The following is a 16038-nucleotide window of genomic DNA, read 5'->3' on the forward strand; positions in this document are numbered from 1 at the left end:
ATGGCTTCGAACGACGGCGCTAATGGAGAATTTAGAGGTCGCATTTATGGCGATATCACGGAAACGATTGGGGCAACCCCGTTAATCCGTCTTAGCCGACTGATGGAGGATGCGGGCTCGAAAGCAGACATCGTTGCAAAATGTGAATTCTTTAATCCACTTTCCTCGGTCAAAGATCGCATCGGTTTGGCCATGATTGAGGCCGCTGAAACACGCGGTGAATTGGGCCCCAACGCAACCATCGTCGAGCCCACATCTGGCAATACAGGCATTGCCCTGGCCTTCGTCTGTGCCGCCAAGGGCTATAATTTGATCCTAACCATGCCGGAAAGCATGTCTATGGAGCGCCGGAAAATGCTGCTCTTGCTCGGTGCAAAAATTGAATTGACACCTGCCGCCAAAGGCATGCGCGGCGCAATTGAAAAGGCGGAGGAGATTTTGAAAGCCACGCCAAATTCAATCATGCCGCAACAATTTAATAATCCCGCCAACCCAGAAATTCACCGCCAAACTACGGCCGAAGAGATTTGGCGGGATTCGGACGGTAAAGTTGATGCGATTGTCAGCGGCGTTGGTACGGGGGGGACATTTACCGGCACCGGTTCGGTCCTAAAAGAACGGAAGCCGGAACTGAAGATGATTGCTATTGAACCAGAAGACAGCCCGATCCTTTCTGGTGGTGTCCCTGGCCCTCATAAAATTCAGGGCATAGGCGCGGGTTTTATCCCAGGGAATATGGAAACCGACCTGATCGATGAAATTCTCAAGATCGGCAATGAAACCGCTTTTGCGATGGCCCGAAAGGTTGCGCTGTTGGAAGGATTGCCGGTTGGCATTTCATCAGGTGCGGCACTCGCGGCAGCCCTGGAATTGGGTGAACGGGACGACATGGCTGGGAAAATGATCGTCGTTATTCTGCCGTCATTTGCCGAGCGCTATTTGTCGACGCCTTTGTTCGAGGGCCTAGGCCTGGAGTGATGGACTTCAACGAAGCCCAAATTCAACGCTATGCCCGTCACATCTTGCTTCCAGAAGTTGGTGGCGAAGGCCAAGCACAGCTTATGGCGGCGAAGGTCTTGGTCGTTGGTGCCGGCGGCTTGGGCTCACCTTTATTGCTATATCTTGCCGCCGCTGGTGTTGGCACCATTGGCTTGGTTGATGACGACGCGGTTGATCTCAGTAACTTGCAGCGGCAAATTGTTCACACCACGCCTTCGGTCGGACGGCCCAAAGTAGACAGCGCTGCCGAGACTCTCGCCGCCATCAATCCTGAAGTGACCTTGGTCCGTCACACCGAACGATTGACCACTGCGAACGCCATGGAATTGATCAGCGCTTATGATATCGTCGCCGATGGCACGGATAATTTTGCCACTCGGTTTTTGATCAACGACGCCTGCTATTTTGCCAAGCGGCCCTTGGTCTCGGCCGCTATTTTGCGCTTTGATGGACAGGTCTCCACGTTTAAGGCCCATGAAGACGGCGCGCATCCTTGTTACCGCTGTCTCTACCGCGAGCCACCGCCGGACGGGCAAATTCCGACCTGTGCCGAAGCCGGTGTGCTCGGCGCGCTTTGTGGCATGGTCGGGTCCCTGCAGGCGACAGAAGTGATCAAAGAAATTCTGCACATTGGCGATAGCCTGTCGGGGTCGTTGGTGATTTACGAAGGCTTGGGCACCACGTTCCGGAAAATCAAAGTGCGCCCAGACCCCGGCTGCCCGCTTTGTGGCGAGGCTCCTTCAATCACGGATTTATCAATCCATGAGCACTAAACTCGGGCCTGATAAACTTTCCTTGGTCGTGTTTTCAGGCGAATTCGACAAGGTCCATTACGCCTTGGTCATGGCCAGTGGAGCACAGGCCAGCAACCGAGAGACAACATTGTTTTTCACCATGGGTGCCTGCCACGCGCTGCTTAAAAAAGACGAAAGGGGAGCGTATCCGTGGCGTGAAATGGAATTGAGCAACCAAGGTGGAGGGGGAAATGGTGGTGCGCGGGACGATCAATTTAAGGGTCTCGGCGTCGGCGCGTTTGAAGAACTTTTGAGCGCCTGCGTGGACATGGGTGTTAAGTTTATGGTCTGCGAAATGGGCTTGCGCGCAGAAGGTCTAACCCGAGCAGACCTTAGAGACGACGTGCCGTTTGAAGAGGGCGGCGTGGTGACCTTCCTAAATGACGCGTCCAAGGACGGCTCGATTTTATTTATTTAAATATTTTTTCGTCACCGGTCCTGGCAGACCATCACCAATAGGATTGCCATCAACAGTTACCAGCGGCCGCACACCAAGACTATTTGTCAGAAACGCCTCACTTGCACGGGCCAAATCATCGGGTCCCAGGGTCCGTTCCTCAGCATCGGGTAATATTTCTTCCCGCATGACCCCTGGCAATGCACCATCTGAAGTCGGCGGCGTTAGCAGCGTACCGTCAATCACCACAAACAAATTTGCCGCCGTTGCTTCGGCTAAGCTCCCCACCGTGTTCAGCAACAAGGCTTCGTCCGTTCCACGGTCAGCCGCTTCTCGCCGCGCGACGATGTTATCTAGATAGTTCAAACTTTTGCATTGGGCGAGAGGCGATAATTCGTTCCGCCGGGTGATTTGGGCAATTATGGCTTTCACTGGCTCGGCTGTGCGAATATCGCTTGGCGTCACTGAAATCATCACCGTTTGCTTAGCCTCTTTCGGTGGCAACACACCCCGAGGTCCGGGGCCTCGAGTCACGGTCAGACGGAGGACACCGTTAGCTACTTTGTTCGCCGAGATGGTTTCGGCTATGGCTGGCTTTAAAGCTTGGGGGAAGTTCATCCCCAACACGTCGCACCCATGGTTGAGCCGATGAAGATGACGATCCAAGCGGGTCGGGTCACCGTCTTCTATTCGGATGGTTTCAAACAGGCCATCTGCCAAAAGTAGCCCTCGGTCCATGGGGTCAATGCGAGCGTCGTCCCGGTCCACCAATGTGCCGTTCAGATAGACCTTCATGGCCGGGCCAAAGGATCAAGCGCCCGCAATAAAGGCGCGACCTTCGTCAAGGATTCTTCATACTCTGCCGCCGGGCTGGAATCCGCAACGACGCCACCGCCTGCCTGGGCAACGACGGTATTGTCTTTTACCGTCAAGGTGCGGATTACGATGCTGGAGTCCATGGAGCCATCGAAGCCTATTCGAACAATTGTGCCGCAATAGGGGCCACGGTGGGCTGGTTCCAATTCGTTGATAATTTCCATGGCGCGGATTTTTGGCGCGCCAGTGATTGATCCACCTGGGAAAGTTGCGCGTAATAAATCAACAGGTCCGAGCCCAACCTGTAATCGGCCCTTAATTTCAGAAACCAAATGATGCACCGTCGCAAAAGTTTCCAGGCTATAGAGATGGCCAACACGAACAGAGCCCACGTCACAAACCCGAGAAAGATCATTTCTCAACAGATCAACGATCATTAAATTTTCCGCGCGGTCTTTTTCGCTGTTTTGCAGCACACCCTTAAGAACCGCATCTTCGGCTTCGGTCGCACCCCGGGGGCGGGTTCCTTTGATCGGTCGTGTGGCAACTTGACCCGCATCATCAAGCGACAAAAACAGTTCGGGCGATGCAGACAATACGGCTTCATCCGGACCACAAGATAGGTAGGCTGCGAACGGCGCTGGGCTCAAATCGCGAAGACGCTGATACAACATAAAAGCCGTAAGATTTTCTGGCAGGGTTCCTAAAAAACGTTGGGTCAGATTGGCCTGAAAAATATCGCCCGCGTGAATGTACTCTATCACTTGGCCAAGGGCCGCTTCGTAGTCTTCGCGGCCAACTTCAGGTTGCCAGCTTCCTGACGATGCCCAATCTGGGTCATTCAATTCAGGCGCGGTAGCAATTTTTTGCGCCATGTGTTTGGCCCGAGTTTCTGGCGGTAATCTTTTTGGCAAATTAACGTCACCGTCAGCAACGTCACTGGCCAACACCCACGCCTTCTGCTCTTTCATGTCAAACGCGGCGACAGTGTCATAGAGACCAATGACCATCTCCGGAAAATCCTGCCCTTGGGATTTGGGTGCAGGCAATTTTTCCAGGTGGCGACCGGCCTCATAACTCAAAACGCCGGCGGCACCCGTTTGAAAGGGGGGCAAGTTTGGATGGCGAGGGAGATTGTATTTCGATAATTCTACGTCCAAGGCATCGAACGGGTTGGTGTTCTCTAAAAGTTCCGTTCGCAAAACCCGAAAGGGATCAATCGCGATATAGCTATATCGGCCCTGGCCCCCGGCTTCGGTCGCACTGTCGAAAAATGCCACGACGGGGTCGTCGGCAAACGGCCGGAATGCCCGCAGCGGATCGGTAAAGGGAATTTCAAGAACATGAAGAGACGCTGTTATCGCGCGCATGAAGTTTCCTCGAACGAGCGTATACGAGAAGCCCGGCAGCCGAGTGTATCGCTAAAAGCTATCCACCAGAACCCGATCAGGCGGGCTGTGGCCGTCGATATAATTCTTAATGTTGATCAGAACCCGTTCGCCCATGGCCATGCGCCCCTCAATGGTGGCGGAACTCATATGCGGCAACAGGACGACATTTTCCAGTTCCAAAAGTTTTTCGTTAATTTCGGGCTCGTTTTCATAAACATCCAGACCAGCACCCGCTAGTTCCCCAGCACGCAGCATGTTGGTCAGGGCGTTTTCGTTAATGACTTCGCCTCTAGATGTATTAACGACATAAGCGTGTGACTGGAGCAATTTTAGCCGCCGAGCCGACATTAGATGATATGTCGCCGGCGTATGCGGGCAATTGAGAGAAATGATATCCATTCGAGCCAGCATCTGGTCCAGGCTCTCCCAATAGGTGGCTTCTAGTTCTTCCTCGATCTCGGGATGTACAGGATTGCGATTGTGATAATGGACTGAAAGACCGAAGCCACGTGCGCGACGGGCGACGGCTTGGCCAATCCGACCCATGCCGACAATACCCAGTCGCTTGCCATAGATGCGGTGGCCTTGCATCAAGGTTGGGGTCCAGCCGGTCCATTTGCCCGCGCGAACAAGGCGCTCGGCTTCCGATAAACGCCGCGGTACAGCAAGGATCAGCGCCATGGTCATGTCGGCTGTATCTTCGGTAAGGACATCCGGCGTATTGGAAACGAACACGCCCTTTTCCTTGGCCATCGGCAAATCAATGTGATCGACCCCGGTGCCGTAATTCGCAACTAAACCAAGGTTTTCACCAGCATGGCTTAAGACATCAGCGTCGATGACATCATTGAGGGTCGGCACCAAAACATCAGCTTCTTTGACCGCTTCGATCAGTTGATCCTGGGTCATCGGTTTGTCGTCCAAATTCAGGCGAACGTCGAACAGCTCCATCATCCGGGTTTCGATCCCGTCTGGCAGCTTTCGCGTCACGACGACCAAGGGTTTTCGGTGGGCCATTCACATCCTCTTCGGTAGGCCAATATCATCGGCTGGTGCAAAAACACCGCCCGTGAATTACCAATATGGCGGGATTTTGTCCAGCGCCCTGTGGCGAGGGCGACCAACGCCCCATGGCGAATGTAATACATTCCCTCTTCGCCGTTGCCCATGGGCAAGTCCTGGGATAAAGGTAGTCTTCAACCGTGAACTGTCGCTTCGGACCCTGCGTATGAAATATTTTTTGGTCAAATTTTTGGCGATTTTGCTTCTAAGTGCTGGCTTTGGGGTGGCGAAACCCGGGCCCACCTTGGCAGCGCCCGAAGGTACAGGTCTACCCCTCCCTCGGTTCGTTAGCTTGCGGGCAAATGAGGTCAATCTGCGTACTGGGCCTGACGTGCGGCACCCGATCGAATGGATATTTAGACGCCAAAACTTGCCGGTAGAGATCATCGCCGAATACAAGACGTGGCGAAAAATTCGCGACTGGCAAGGGACCCAGGGCTGGATTCACCAAAGCATGGTGGCCGGCAAACGGACAATAATTGTGACCGGAAACCCTGGCAGCGTCCGTACCCTTCGCACCAAAGCCGACGCCAAAAGCCCGTCACTCGCCCGAATAGAAGCCATGGTCATTGGAAAACTTGTATCCTGCCCAGGCGCCGATGGCTGGTGCCGAGTGGAAATTGACGGCTTTAAAGGATGGCTGCGGCGGGTTGAATTTTGGGGTGTTCACCGCAACGAAATTTTAAAATAGCTGATTATTCGAAATCATCTGCCAAGGTCGTGCGTGCCGTGCCAGAAATCACCGCCATGTGACCATAGTGGGTGTGGCCAATTGACAAAATGACTTCTGTTTCCGGATCACGGAATTGTTTGATTTGGGCTGCGGTGAACGGAAAATGTAAGAAATGGATTGATGAAGTCTTTCCTGCATCCGTCGTCCGTTCTACCTCGGTTTCGGATACCGCCGTCACAACGTCGCCGCCAATTCGAATTGTGATGGTATCTTCAACGCCACCCAATCGGCCTAATTCCCGGTTGCGTCGATCCGGGTCATCTATTTCAAACATCATCGTTGCGACAAGTTCATTTCCCTGTGGAATCAAAGGGTTATAGGCCATTAGCTCGTCTTTAATCTGATCTTCTCCACCCTTTTCGATGTACAACATCTCATGCACTTGATGCCACATGGTGTCGTAGTTTTCAAAATAGAAGGTGACGTCAGGGCCAACGGCAATCCGCCGATCTCGCTTGCGCTCAGTCAGCGCGCGACGACGTTCTTTGCGTTCCGGGATATAGGCCTCCATCGGCATGATATCGGCTCGGGTCAGTTGGCGCTTTGCCATCGTCTATTCTCCAGAAGTTAGGCCGTAGGCTTTGGCAATAAGTTCGATGGGGTGTTTGGTAGTATCGACTTTTACCTCTGCCCCGTCTTCAGCCAAACCCTCCATGCCCTGAATAATGTGATCCCGGGCAAGCGGGCATTCGGACACTACGAAACTCGGGTCCTTAGCTGCCGCCTGCCTGGCAACTGGCTTTCCAACTTTCAGGGCGACCTCAAAATTGTCTTTCATGATTCCCCAGGACCCGCCATGGCCAGAACATCTCTCGATCACATTAATCTCAGTATCCGGCAGCAGGCGTAAAAGTTCCGCCGCTTTCTGGCCCATGTTCTGAGCCCGGGCATGACAGGCAATATGAACTGCGACACCGCCCTTAAGCGCTGAAAGCCCGTCGGCAAGTCCCTCGTTCTTAGAAATGTCGATGATATATTCGCTGACATCAAACGTTGCTTGGCTGAGCTCGGTCAGGGCTTCATCGTTGGGAACGATCAGGGGCCACTCAAATTTCAGCATTAAGGTGCAGGACGGCACCAGCGAGATAATGTCATAACCCTTTTTAATCCAAGGGGTTAGCTCTGCTGCAACTTGGCGTGCGTTGTCGGCCACGCCCGCAATGTCGCCTTGTTCCAGTTGAGGCATACCGCAACATCCGGGATAGACGACTTCAGTCTCAACGCCGTTTTTTGCGAGCACCTCCCGCGCCGCCACACCAATCTCAGGGCTGTTGTAATTACCAAAGCAGGTCGCATAAAGCACTGCCTTGCGGCCAAACCCGGGTGCGCTGCGATTTATTTCCAATGGTTTGGCGGCACGCTTAACAAAGGTCTCGCCCTGAAATTCAGGCAGGGCTGCTTCTTTGTGAATGCCAAGGCCCGCTTCCATGAGAGGGCGGGTCAACGAATTTCCACACTTTCCTGCCCAGTTGACCAGAGGTGCTACTGCCCCAGCAAGTCGGCCGTTACGATCCGTCTTGGTCAATTGCCGCTCGACAAATCCAACCCTTCCTTGTCTGGCCTCCATTGCCCGGTAGCGGAGCATCAGATGTGGGAAATCCAAATTGAATTCGTGGGGCGGCACGTAAGGGCATTTCGTCAAAAAGCACATGTCGCAAAGGGTGCAAGCATCAACGACGGGCTTAAAATTCTGGCTTTTAACAGAATCTAATTCCCCCGTTTCTGATTCATCAATGAGGTCAAACAAACGAGGGAAGCTGTCGCAAAGGTTAAAACACCGCCGACACCCGTGACAGATATCAAAGACGCGGCGAAGTTCTTCATCAAGCTTCGATGGATCAAAAAATTCTTCTGTTTGCCAGGGAATCGGGTGGCGTGTGGGAGCCTCCAAACTGCCTTCGCGCATCTTAGTCTCCAACCTTAGAATGGTTCTATTTAATTGGGTATTAACGAAAAGGGGGGCGCTATGCCCCCCTAAAATCTTTCAACATGGGCCGAAAATCAGTCCATGGTGTCGAGAGCCTTTTGGAAACGACCAGCATGGGACTTTTCCGCCTTAGCCAGAGTTTCAAACCAATCAGCGATTTCGTCAAAACCTTCGTCGCGAGCGGTCTTCGCCATTCCAGGGTACATATCAGTGTACTCGTGGGTTTCACCTGCAACCGCTGCCTTTAGGTTATCGGACGTGGTACCAATGGCCAGACCCGTTGCTGGATCACCGGTTTCTTCCAAGTATTCCAAGTGTCCATGAGCATGGCCGGTCTCGCCTTCGGCGGTGGACCGGAAGACGGTGGAAATATCGTTGTAGCCTTCGATATCAGCCTTTTGGGCAAAATATAGGTAACGGCGATTGGCTTGTGATTCGCCGGCGAACGCGGCCTTCAAGTTGGATTCCGTATCGGAACCTTTAAGAGCTGGCATGTCTTTTCTCCCTCACATGAACGGTTATTTGAAAATCTAATAAAAGGCGCAAGAACTTCGGCTCAATATGGTCGAGCAAGCAGCAGATGTCAACGGCAATTTATTCATTCTAAACTACCATATAACCAGTTGAATTCAATGTACTTATTGAGGAGAAAGTCGAATCACAATGTCCACGCGTTCGATCTTTGAACCGCCTGGCGCTGTCGGCAATTGAGCAATCTGAATTTGGTCCCCCGGAATATCCTCTAGGTCGCCACTTTCCTCATTATAAAAATGGTGGTGCTCAGAAGTATTCGTATCAAAGTATGACCGAGATGAATCAACGGCAATTTCGTGCAAAAGCCCCACCGTGGTGAACTGATGCAGAGTGTTATAAACCGTTGCCAATGATACTTTGATCCCTGCTTCGACGGCTTCCGAATGGAGAATCTCAGCAGTGACGTGCCGCTCCTCCCCCTCAAACAATAACTTCGCCAAGGCTAAACGCTGCCGTGTCGGACGAAGTCCAATGGCGCGTAACCGCCCTAGAACTTGACTATATGGACGCACTTCTACGACTCCTTGTCTATGCTCTTTCCGAATTGCCGGTGAGCCACACTTATATACCCATAAACTTTCTATGGAATAAAGGAGTTTATACCGGAAATTACAATAATTATTGATTTAATCTCGGAGAAGTAGGTTCGGCACGCCAATCACGTTATATCCACTGTCCACATGATGGACTTCGCCGGTGACGCCTGCCGACAATCCGCTCAGCAGATATAGTGCGGCACCGCCGACGTCGTCTTGGGTGACACTACGCTTAAGCGGTGAGTATTTTTGATTCCATTTAAGAACATCTCGCGCAGAATCGATGGCGCTGCCCGCCAAGGTCCGCATGGGTCCGGCTGAAATCGCATTGACCCGAATATTGTCTGGCCCCAAATCTGCGGCAAGATAGCGCACACTTGCCTCCAACGCCGCTTTGGCCACGCCCATAACGTTGTAGCTGGGCATCACCCGCTCCGCGCCAGAGAAAGTAAGAGTAATGAGACTACCGCCATTCTTCATCAGAGGAACCGCATGCTGCGCAACCGAAGTGAACGAAAAACACGAAATATCGAGCGTCTGGAGAAAATTTTCCCGCGTCGTGTCAACGTAATGACCCTTGAGTTCCTCTTTGTTGGAATAGGCCACTGCATGAACGACAAAGTCCAAACCACCCCAAGCCCCTTCTAAGGCGTTAAAGACACCGCTCACACTGTCTTCTTCCGTCACATCACAGGGCAAAATATGAGAAGACCCAACCGATTCGGCCAACGGGCGAACGCGCTTTTCAAGGGCCGGGCCTTGGTACGTAAAGGCCAATTCCGCGCCGTGTTCGTGCAACGTACGGGCGATCCCCCAAGCAATGGAATGATCATTGGCAACGCCCATAATGAGGCCCCGTTTACCCGCCATTAATTGTGTTGAATCAGTCATCTGTGCATCAACAGAACTTGAGGAATAAGGAATACACGCAACCGGTCTTCAGGCATCCGGACGCCCAAAGACCAAGCAGGCATTGGTGCCGCCAAAACCGAAACTATTAGACATGACGCAATTCATTTGCGCGTCATCCATGCGTTCCCGCGCGATCGGCATATCTTCTGCCGCAGGGTCCAATTCTTCGATGTTTGCAGACGCACAAATGAAATTATTCTGCATCATCAAAAGCGTGTAAATCGTCTCGTGAACGCCGGCAGCACCTTGCGAATGTCCGGTCAGGGATTTCGTCGAATTGAAATAAGGAATGCGGTTGCGGTCGCTAAAGACCTCACGCAGGACCTCAAGCTCCTTGGTATCGCCAACCGGTGTACTGGTCCCGTGAGTGTTAATATAGTCGATCGACTGATCTACGCCGTCCATGGCCAAATTCATACAACGCACGGCACCTTCGCCCGACGGTTGCACCATGTCGTGGCCATCCGATGTTGCACCATAACCCAGGATTTCTGCATAAATTTTAGCCCCCCGGGCCCGCGCATGTTCCAGTTCTTCCAGAACCACAACCCCAGCACCACCGGATATCACAAAGCCGTCCCGATTGGCATCAAACGCCCGGCTGGCTTTTTCCGGGGTGTCATTATACTTGGAAGACAGCGCCCCCATGCCATCGAATAAAATACTCAACGACGAATGCAGCTCTTCACCACCACCGGCGAACATCACGTCTTGCTTGCCCCATTGGATCATTTCCGTCGCATTGCCGATGCAGTGCGCGCTCGTAGCGCAGGCCGACGAAATTGAATAGCTCATGCCTTTAATCTTGAACGGTGTCGATAGCGTCGCCGAATTGGTGCTCGACATGGCACGCGGCACCATAAATGGTCCAACTTTTCGAGCCCCACGTTCTTCGAGAATTTTCGACGCTAAAACGATGTTAGAAGTTGAAGCCCCGCCAGAGCCCATGACCATGCCAGTCCGGACATTGGAAATGTCGTCTTCCGCGAGGCCTGAATCGTCGACTGCCTCTTTCATGGCGAGGTAGTTATATGCCGCCCCATCGCCCATAAATCGGCGCAGCTTGCGATCGACAGCCTCGTCCAAGTCTACCTTGGGCGCGCCATGAAGATGGCTACGAAACCCTAGATCACTGTATTCTTGGGAAAACGAAATTCCAGACCGCCCGTCGCGAAGGGACTGGAGAACTTCTTCTTGGTTGTTCCCAATGCTGGAAACAATGCCAATTCCGGTAACGACAACCCGTCTCATACTCGCCTCGTTACATCTCTGAAGGGTTTTCGAACACGCCGACACGAAGACCCTTCGCCTCATAGACCGGCGTTCCATCCACTTTCAGGGTACCATCGGCAAAAGCCAATGCGACCTGGCGACGTACCACCCGCTTAATATCAATCAAATAGGTGATCAATTTTGCCTTAGGCCCGACCTGTCCGGTGAACTTGACTTCGCCAACGCCGAGCGCCCGCCCGCGTCCTGGTGCTTCGCTCCAGCCTAAGTAAAATCCGACCAATTGCCACAGCGCGTCCAAACCAAGACAGCCCGGCATGACCGGATCAGATTTAAAATGACATTCAAAGAACCAATGGTCTGGCTTGACGTCAAACTCAGCGACGATTTGCCCATGGCCATAGGCACCGCCATCTGACGTAATGCTCACGATCCGATCAAACATCAGCATCGGAGGCATCGGCAGTTGCGCATTGCCAGGACCAAACAAGAGCCCCTGAGCACATTGAAGGAGGTCTTCGTACGAATAGCTGTTTTTCTGAGTAAAATTCATGCTGACCCTGATTTAGGCCCTTTTAACAATAACCGCAAGAAACAACGGCTTACTATGTTTCATCTGACCCATTTTTGAAACCCTGCAATACTTTAGTTCCCGCTTCCTTTATAAGGGTTTAGCACAAGGAATGCGCCGCGTCTCGCCATTTTTTTAAGATGTTGTCAGACATGAAAACGGCGGTGCCAATTCTGACACCGCCGCAAACGATTTCAGCCCTTTTTCAAGAGCAATTAGAAATTGGTCTAGACTTAAATATCAGCACCAGTTTCCTGATCGATGACTTTCATGGACAATTTCATTTTGCCACGATCATCAATGCCGATCAGCTTGACCTTTACTTCGTCACCGACGTTGACCACGTCTGTCGTTTTACCAACGCGTTCAGCCGCCAGTTCACTGATGTGAACCAAGCCGTCTTTTGGCCCCATGAAATTGACAAAAGCGCCAAAGTCCATGGTTTTAACAACTTTGCCGGTGTAAACCGTTCCGACTTCAGGCTCCGCCGTAATGCTGGTAATCCAATCAACAGCTTTTTGTGCCGCACTTTCGTCAACTGCAGCGACCTTAACCGTACCATCGTCTTCAATGTCGATCTTGGCGCCCGTTGTTTCGCTGATTTCACGGATCATTTTGCCACCGGGCCCGATGACTTCGCGAATCTTGTCCTTATTAATCTTCATGGTGGTGATTCGCGGCGCGTGCTTGTTGACGTCATCCCGGGAGGAATTAATGGCATTCCCCATCTCACCCAAGATATGCAACCGACCGTCCCGTGCCTGTGCCAAAGCAACCTTCATGATGTCTTCGGTAATAGACGTGATCTTGATGTCCATCTGCAAAGACGTGATGCCTTGGTCCGTACCAGCGACCTTAAAGTCCATATCACCCAAGTGATCTTCATCACCAAGGATGTCAGACAACACGGCAACGCCGTCGTCTTCCTTGATCAGACCCATGGCAATACCAGCGATCGGACGGATCAGGGGAACACCCGCATCCATCAGCGCCAAAGACGTTCCGCAAACAGTTGCCATTGAGCTGGAACCGTTGGATTCGGTGATTTCAGAAACCACGCGAATGGTGTACGGAAAATCCTCCTTAGCAGGCAAAAGCGGATGAACGGCCCGCCACGCTAACTTACCATGACCGACTTCACGTCGAGAGGTAAATCCAAATCGGCCCGCTTCCCCAACGGAGTACGGCGGAAAATTATAGTGCAGCATGAAGTGTTCTTTGTATTCGCCTTCAAGTGCATCAACCCGGGCTTCGTCTTGTCCGGTGCCAAGTGTGGCAACAACGATGGCCTGAGTTTCACCCCGGGTGAACACCGCACTGCCGTGGGTACGAGGCAACATTCCGACTTCGGAAACGATGGGGCGGACAGTCTTCGTGTCACGGCCATCGATGCGTAATCCAGTCTTAATGATATCCTTACGGACAATATTTTTTTCAGCGCCTTTGAAAGCATCGGAGAAGACGCTCTCCACCAATTCAGCATCGAAGCTTTCATCGGCGTTAATCTCAGCGCTAACTTTGTCTTTAGTATCAGACACTTTACCTTGGCGGATCATTTTGTCTTTTTCCGCATAGGCTGCGCGCAGACCGTCTTCGGCCAAAGCCGCAACCCGATCAACCACGGCTTGTTTGCCTTCGGGAGGTTCCGGCAATTGGCGGGGCTCTTTCGCACAAACTTCAGCCAATTCGATAATTGCTTGAATAACCGGCTGGAACGACTTGTGACCAAACATCACTGCGTTCAGCATGACCTCTTCCGACAATTCCTGAACTTCTGATTCAACCATCAGCACACCATCGGTTGTGCCAGCAACGACAAGATCAAGCGCACTTGATGACATTTCGTCGGTCTGTGGGTTCAGGACAAACTCACCATCAATATAGCCAACCCGGCAACCGCCGATCGGGCCCATGAAAGGCAACCCGGAGATCGTTAGCGCTGCCGACGTACCGATCATCGCAACAATGTCGGGATTATTTTCTTGGTCGTGAGACATCACTGTACAAATGACCTGAGTCTCATTCCGGAACGCCTTGGCAAACAAGGGCCGGATGGGGCGGTCAATGAGGCGACAGGTCAGGGTTTCTTTCTCACCCGGACGGCCTTCACGCTTGAAAAATCCACCCGGGATTTTACCCGCAGCGTAGGTTTTTTCTTGGTAGTGAACGGACAACGGGAAAAAGTCTAAGCCTGGACGCGGTGCTTTTTCCGCAACAACTGTGCACAGTACTTTGGTTTCGCCGTAGGTCGCCATGACCGCACCGTCCGCTTGACGCGCAATCTTGCCACTTTCTAGGACCAGCTTACGCCCGCCCCAGTCGATTTCTTTTCTAAATTCCTTGAACATTTTTTTTGGATACTTTCTTCCATCAAACGCGCCCACGGATTCCCCGTCAAGCGCGTCTTCTTACAACTGCCACGGCCATCCGTGGCGTCGCCCCGGGGTGCCCCGGGGTTGATTTTGCAGCGTCGTTTAGCGCCGCAGACCGAGGCTGCTGACGATTGTCTCGTAGCGCTCGACCTTTTTACGTTTTAGATAATCCAGCAACCGTCGGCGCTGTCCCACCATCATGATGAGACCCCGGCGGGAATGGTTATCTTTCTTGTGAGTTTTCAAGTGTTCGGTCAGGTTCTGAATGCGTTCGCTCAGAATTGCGACCTGGACTTCCGGTGAACCGGTATCGCCCTCGCCTGCAGCATACTCTTTAATGAGTTCCTGCTTACGTTCTGCTGTAATCGACATCGTCTACTCCAATTCTTACAAGTTTAAAACACGTTGTGGACGGATTTCTCCGCCCTTGATTAATGCCAGTGCCACGGGTTTCCCGCCGGTCATGGCGCAAACCACGGACCCTTGTTTAACCTTTTCAGATGGCGACCGGCTGGCCACGGGCAGGACTGCAATCGCCTGCCCCTGCTGCAATCGTCGGGCTTCCGTTTCCGTTAAGGCAAGCGCCGGGATGTCGGCCAGCGCGGTCTGAACGGGAAGTAGGAAATCGACGAGCGGCGCACTATGCCCTAGAGATTCTAGTTTTTCCAGGGAAATCGCATGTTCTTCTGTAAATGGTCCGACACGGGTCCGCCTGAGGGCCGCAATATGCCCCACCGTACCGACAGCCAAGGCCAAATCTCGCGCTAAACCACGCATGTAGGCTCCCTTGCCGGACACCACTTTAAATTCTGCATGATCCGTATTCGGCATTCCGATGAGATCAAAGGCGTCAATTTGGATTTGGCGGGACTGCAACTCCACAGGTTGATCCGCCCGCGCCAACGCATAGGCTCGCTGACCATTTACTTTGATCGCGGAAAATTTAGGTGGCACTTGCTCTATCATCCCAATAAAGCCGCTTAATGCCGTGCGAATTGCGCTTTCGTCAGGGCGGACGTCACTGGTATCTATGACATCACCTTCGGTATCATCGGTTGTGCGTTGTTCGCCCCAGCGGATGGTAAAGTTGTATTCTTTTGTACCGTCCATTGCATAGGATACGGTTTTGGTCGCTTCGCCCAGGGCAAGGGGGAGCAATCCAGTTGCCAGCGGGTCCAAAGTGCCGCCGTGGCCAACCTTAGCCGCACCGGTAAGCCGACGCACCATGCCAACGACTGCATTTGAAGACATCGTTCCTGGCTTATCGATCACCATCCAGCCATGTATGGGCTTGCCCCGGCGCTTACGCCCCATGGTCTTCGGACTCCTCGGTGAGGGTTTCATCGGCAGCAGCCAAATCCTGGGCAACCTTGGGATCATTAAGCAGAGTTTCAATCTTACTCGCCTGATCAAAGGTCTCGTCCATCTCGAAGGAAATGTTTGGCACATGTCGAAGACGCATGGTTTTACCAACTTGTTTCCGAACAAAGGGACGCGCACGCGTCAGCGCCTCAAGCACTTCAGCGGCTTGATCACCACCCAACGGCATAATATAGGCCGTGGCATTTTTTAAATCTGGGCTGATACGAACCTCGGTCACCGTTACCGAAACGTCTTGTAAAGCGGGTTCATGAAACTCTCTTCGTTCCAACATTTGCGCCACCGCATGGCGAATTTCTTCCCCGATACGGAGCTGACGTTGACTGGGCATTCGAGCCGGCCGATTTTTCATGTTCAATTCCAACCGCCCCGACAATTATGTGA

At 52.5% G+C, this 16038-nt stretch carries 19 protein-coding genes; 4 read left to right on the top strand and 15 right to left on the bottom strand.

Features of this window, described 5'->3' with window-relative positions; genetic code table 11:
• The 3 genes from cysK to HOM51_11780 are packed head-to-tail and all read left to right on the top strand — an operon-like array spanning position 1 to position 2211.
• Positions 1–978: a cysteine synthase A gene (cysK, locus tag HOM51_11770; GenBank protein ID MBT5035183.1), complete on the top strand. Its 978-nt coding sequence runs from the start codon at positions 1–3 to the stop codon at positions 976–978.
• Entirely contained in the window at positions 978–1772 is a 795-nt protein-coding gene (moeB, locus tag HOM51_11775) for a molybdopterin-synthase adenylyltransferase MoeB (GenBank protein ID MBT5035184.1), read from the top strand. Before cysK ends, moeB begins: the two co-directional genes overlap by 1 nt.
• Positions 1762–2211: a hypothetical protein gene (locus HOM51_11780; GenBank protein MBT5035185.1), complete on the top strand. Its 450-nt coding sequence runs from the start codon at positions 1762–1764 to the stop codon at positions 2209–2211. Before moeB ends, HOM51_11780 begins: the two co-directional genes overlap by 11 nt.
• On the opposite strand, the gene HOM51_11785 is transcribed toward HOM51_11780, so the two are convergent.
• The 4 genes from HOM51_11785 to HOM51_11800 are packed head-to-tail and all read right to left on the bottom strand — an operon-like array spanning position 2200 to position 5566.
• A complete protein-coding gene (locus HOM51_11785) occupies positions 2200–2985 on the bottom strand; it encodes a 2-keto-4-methylthiobutyrate aminotransferase (GenBank protein ID MBT5035186.1) in 786 nt (261 codons plus the stop codon). The two genes, HOM51_11780 and HOM51_11785, sit on opposite strands and share 12 nt — an antisense overlap.
• The gene (gene pabB / locus HOM51_11790; protein ID MBT5035187.1) at positions 2982–4376 is read right to left on the bottom strand and encodes an aminodeoxychorismate synthase component I; all 1395 of its coding nucleotides are present in this window, start codon (positions 4374–4376) and stop codon (positions 2982–2984) included. Before pabB ends, HOM51_11785 begins: the two co-directional genes overlap by 4 nt.
• Before the next feature lie 51 nt (positions 4377–4427).
• Positions 4428–5414, bottom strand: a complete 987-nt coding sequence (locus HOM51_11795) for a D-glycerate dehydrogenase (GenBank protein ID MBT5035188.1) — start codon at positions 5412–5414, stop codon at positions 4428–4430.
• Complete coding sequence (locus HOM51_11800; GenBank protein ID MBT5035189.1) at positions 5384–5566, bottom strand: hypothetical protein; 183 nt, start codon at positions 5564–5566, stop codon at positions 5384–5386. The genes HOM51_11795 and HOM51_11800 overlap by 31 nt, the downstream gene beginning before the upstream one ends.
• Positions 5567–5625: 59 nt before the next feature.
• Between HOM51_11800 and HOM51_11805 the strand changes: the two genes are divergently transcribed.
• Complete coding sequence (locus HOM51_11805) at positions 5626–6150, top strand: hypothetical protein (GenBank protein MBT5035190.1); 525 nt, start codon at positions 5626–5628, stop codon at positions 6148–6150.
• A gap of 4 nt (positions 6151–6154) precedes the next feature.
• Here the strand turns inward: HOM51_11805 and HOM51_11810 are convergent, their stop codons facing one another.
• The 11 genes from HOM51_11810 to rbfA all read right to left on the bottom strand — a co-directional run bounded on the left by HOM51_11810 (position 6155) and on the right by rbfA (position 16006).
• Entirely contained in the window at positions 6155–6742 is a 588-nt protein-coding gene (locus HOM51_11810; GenBank protein MBT5035191.1) for a DUF3501 family protein, read from the bottom strand.
• A gap of 3 nt (positions 6743–6745) precedes the next feature.
• Positions 6746–8098 (bottom strand): glycerol-3-phosphate dehydrogenase, encoded by a 1353-nt coding sequence (locus tag HOM51_11815; protein ID MBT5035192.1) that lies wholly within the window; start codon positions 8096–8098, stop codon positions 6746–6748.
• 95 nt (positions 8099–8193) lie between these two features.
• Positions 8194–8613, bottom strand: a complete 420-nt coding sequence (locus HOM51_11820; GenBank protein ID MBT5035193.1) for a rubrerythrin — start codon at positions 8611–8613, stop codon at positions 8194–8196.
• A gap of 144 nt (positions 8614–8757) precedes the next feature.
• Positions 8758–9198: a transcriptional repressor gene (locus tag HOM51_11825; GenBank protein MBT5035194.1), complete on the bottom strand. Its 441-nt coding sequence runs from the start codon at positions 9196–9198 to the stop codon at positions 8758–8760.
• Positions 9199–9279: 81 nt separating this feature from the next.
• Positions 9280–10080 carry an SDR family oxidoreductase gene (locus HOM51_11830; protein ID MBT5035195.1) on the bottom strand — a complete coding sequence of 267 codons (801 nt, stop codon included), beginning with the start codon at positions 10078–10080 and terminating at the stop codon, positions 9280–9282.
• A 48-nt stretch (positions 10081–10128) separates the two neighbouring features.
• Entirely contained in the window at positions 10129–11352 is a 1224-nt protein-coding gene (gene fabB / locus HOM51_11835) for a beta-ketoacyl-ACP synthase I (GenBank protein ID MBT5035196.1), read from the bottom strand.
• Positions 11353–11362: 10 nt separating this feature from the next.
• Complete coding sequence (gene fabA, locus HOM51_11840; protein ID MBT5035197.1) at positions 11363–11884, bottom strand: bifunctional 3-hydroxydecanoyl-ACP dehydratase/trans-2-decenoyl-ACP isomerase; 522 nt, start codon at positions 11882–11884, stop codon at positions 11363–11365.
• 251 nt (positions 11885–12135) lie between these two features.
• Positions 12136–14250 carry a polyribonucleotide nucleotidyltransferase gene (gene pnp, locus HOM51_11845; GenBank protein MBT5035198.1) on the bottom strand — a complete coding sequence of 705 codons (2115 nt, stop codon included), beginning with the start codon at positions 14248–14250 and terminating at the stop codon, positions 12136–12138.
• A gap of 126 nt (positions 14251–14376) precedes the next feature.
• Positions 14377–14646, bottom strand: a complete 270-nt coding sequence (rpsO, locus tag HOM51_11850) for a 30S ribosomal protein S15 (protein ID MBT5035199.1) — start codon at positions 14644–14646, stop codon at positions 14377–14379.
• Between the two features lie 15 nt (positions 14647–14661).
• Positions 14662–15588, bottom strand: coding sequence for a tRNA pseudouridine(55) synthase TruB (truB, locus tag HOM51_11855; protein MBT5035200.1), 927 nt, complete (start codon positions 15586–15588; stop codon positions 14662–14664).
• Positions 15578–16006: a 30S ribosome-binding factor RbfA gene (gene rbfA / locus HOM51_11860; protein ID MBT5035201.1), complete on the bottom strand. Its 429-nt coding sequence runs from the start codon at positions 16004–16006 to the stop codon at positions 15578–15580. The genes truB and rbfA overlap by 11 nt, the downstream gene beginning before the upstream one ends.
• Between the last annotated feature and the right edge of the window lie 32 nt (positions 16007–16038).

Source organism: Rhodospirillaceae bacterium (genome assembly GCA_018660465.1).
Lineage (GTDB): Bacteria > Pseudomonadota > Alphaproteobacteria > Rhodospirillales > JABJKH01 > JABJKH01.

Bases quoted from the DNA above. Each gene is read 5' to 3' on its own strand.
- cysK (MBT5035183.1), top strand. From the start codon at position 1: ATGGCTTCGAACGACGGCGCTAATGGAGAATTTAGAGGTCGCATTTAT.
- moeB (MBT5035184.1), top strand. From the start codon at position 978: ATGGACTTCAACGAAGCCCAAATTCAACGCTATGCCCGTCACATCTTG.
- HOM51_11780 (MBT5035185.1), top strand. From the start codon at position 1,762: ATGAGCACTAAACTCGGGCCTGATAAACTTTCCTTGGTCGTGTTTTCA.
- HOM51_11785 (MBT5035186.1), bottom strand. From the start codon at position 2,985: ATGAAGGTCTATCTGAACGGCACATTGGTGGACCGGGACGACGCTCGC.
- pabB (MBT5035187.1), bottom strand. From the start codon at position 4,376: ATGCGCGCGATAACAGCGTCTCTTCATGTTCTTGAAATTCCCTTTACC.
- HOM51_11795 (MBT5035188.1), bottom strand. From the start codon at position 5,414: ATGGCCCACCGAAAACCCTTGGTCGTCGTGACGCGAAAGCTGCCAGAC.
- HOM51_11800 (MBT5035189.1), bottom strand. From the start codon at position 5,566: ATGGGCAACGGCGAAGAGGGAATGTATTACATTCGCCATGGGGCGTTG.
- HOM51_11805 (MBT5035190.1), top strand. From the start codon at position 5,626: ATGAAATATTTTTTGGTCAAATTTTTGGCGATTTTGCTTCTAAGTGCT.
- HOM51_11810 (MBT5035191.1), bottom strand. From the start codon at position 6,742: ATGGCAAAGCGCCAACTGACCCGAGCCGATATCATGCCGATGGAGGCC.
- HOM51_11815 (MBT5035192.1), bottom strand. From the start codon at position 8,098: ATGCGCGAAGGCAGTTTGGAGGCTCCCACACGCCACCCGATTCCCTGG.
- HOM51_11820 (MBT5035193.1), bottom strand. From the start codon at position 8,613: ATGCCAGCTCTTAAAGGTTCCGATACGGAATCCAACTTGAAGGCCGCG.
- HOM51_11830 (MBT5035195.1), bottom strand. From the start codon at position 10,080: ATGACTGATTCAACACAATTAATGGCGGGTAAACGGGGCCTCATTATG.
- fabB (MBT5035196.1), bottom strand. From the start codon at position 11,352: ATGAGACGGGTTGTCGTTACCGGAATTGGCATTGTTTCCAGCATTGGG.
- fabA (MBT5035197.1), bottom strand. From the start codon at position 11,884: ATGAATTTTACTCAGAAAAACAGCTATTCGTACGAAGACCTCCTTCAA.
- pnp (MBT5035198.1), bottom strand. From the start codon at position 14,250: ATGTTCAAGGAATTTAGAAAAGAAATCGACTGGGGCGGGCGTAAGCTG.
- rpsO (MBT5035199.1), bottom strand. From the start codon at position 14,646: ATGTCGATTACAGCAGAACGTAAGCAGGAACTCATTAAAGAGTATGCT.
- truB (MBT5035200.1), bottom strand. From the start codon at position 15,588: ATGGGGCGTAAGCGCCGGGGCAAGCCCATACATGGCTGGATGGTGATC.
- rbfA (MBT5035201.1), bottom strand. From the start codon at position 16,006: ATGAAAAATCGGCCGGCTCGAATGCCCAGTCAACGTCAGCTCCGTATC.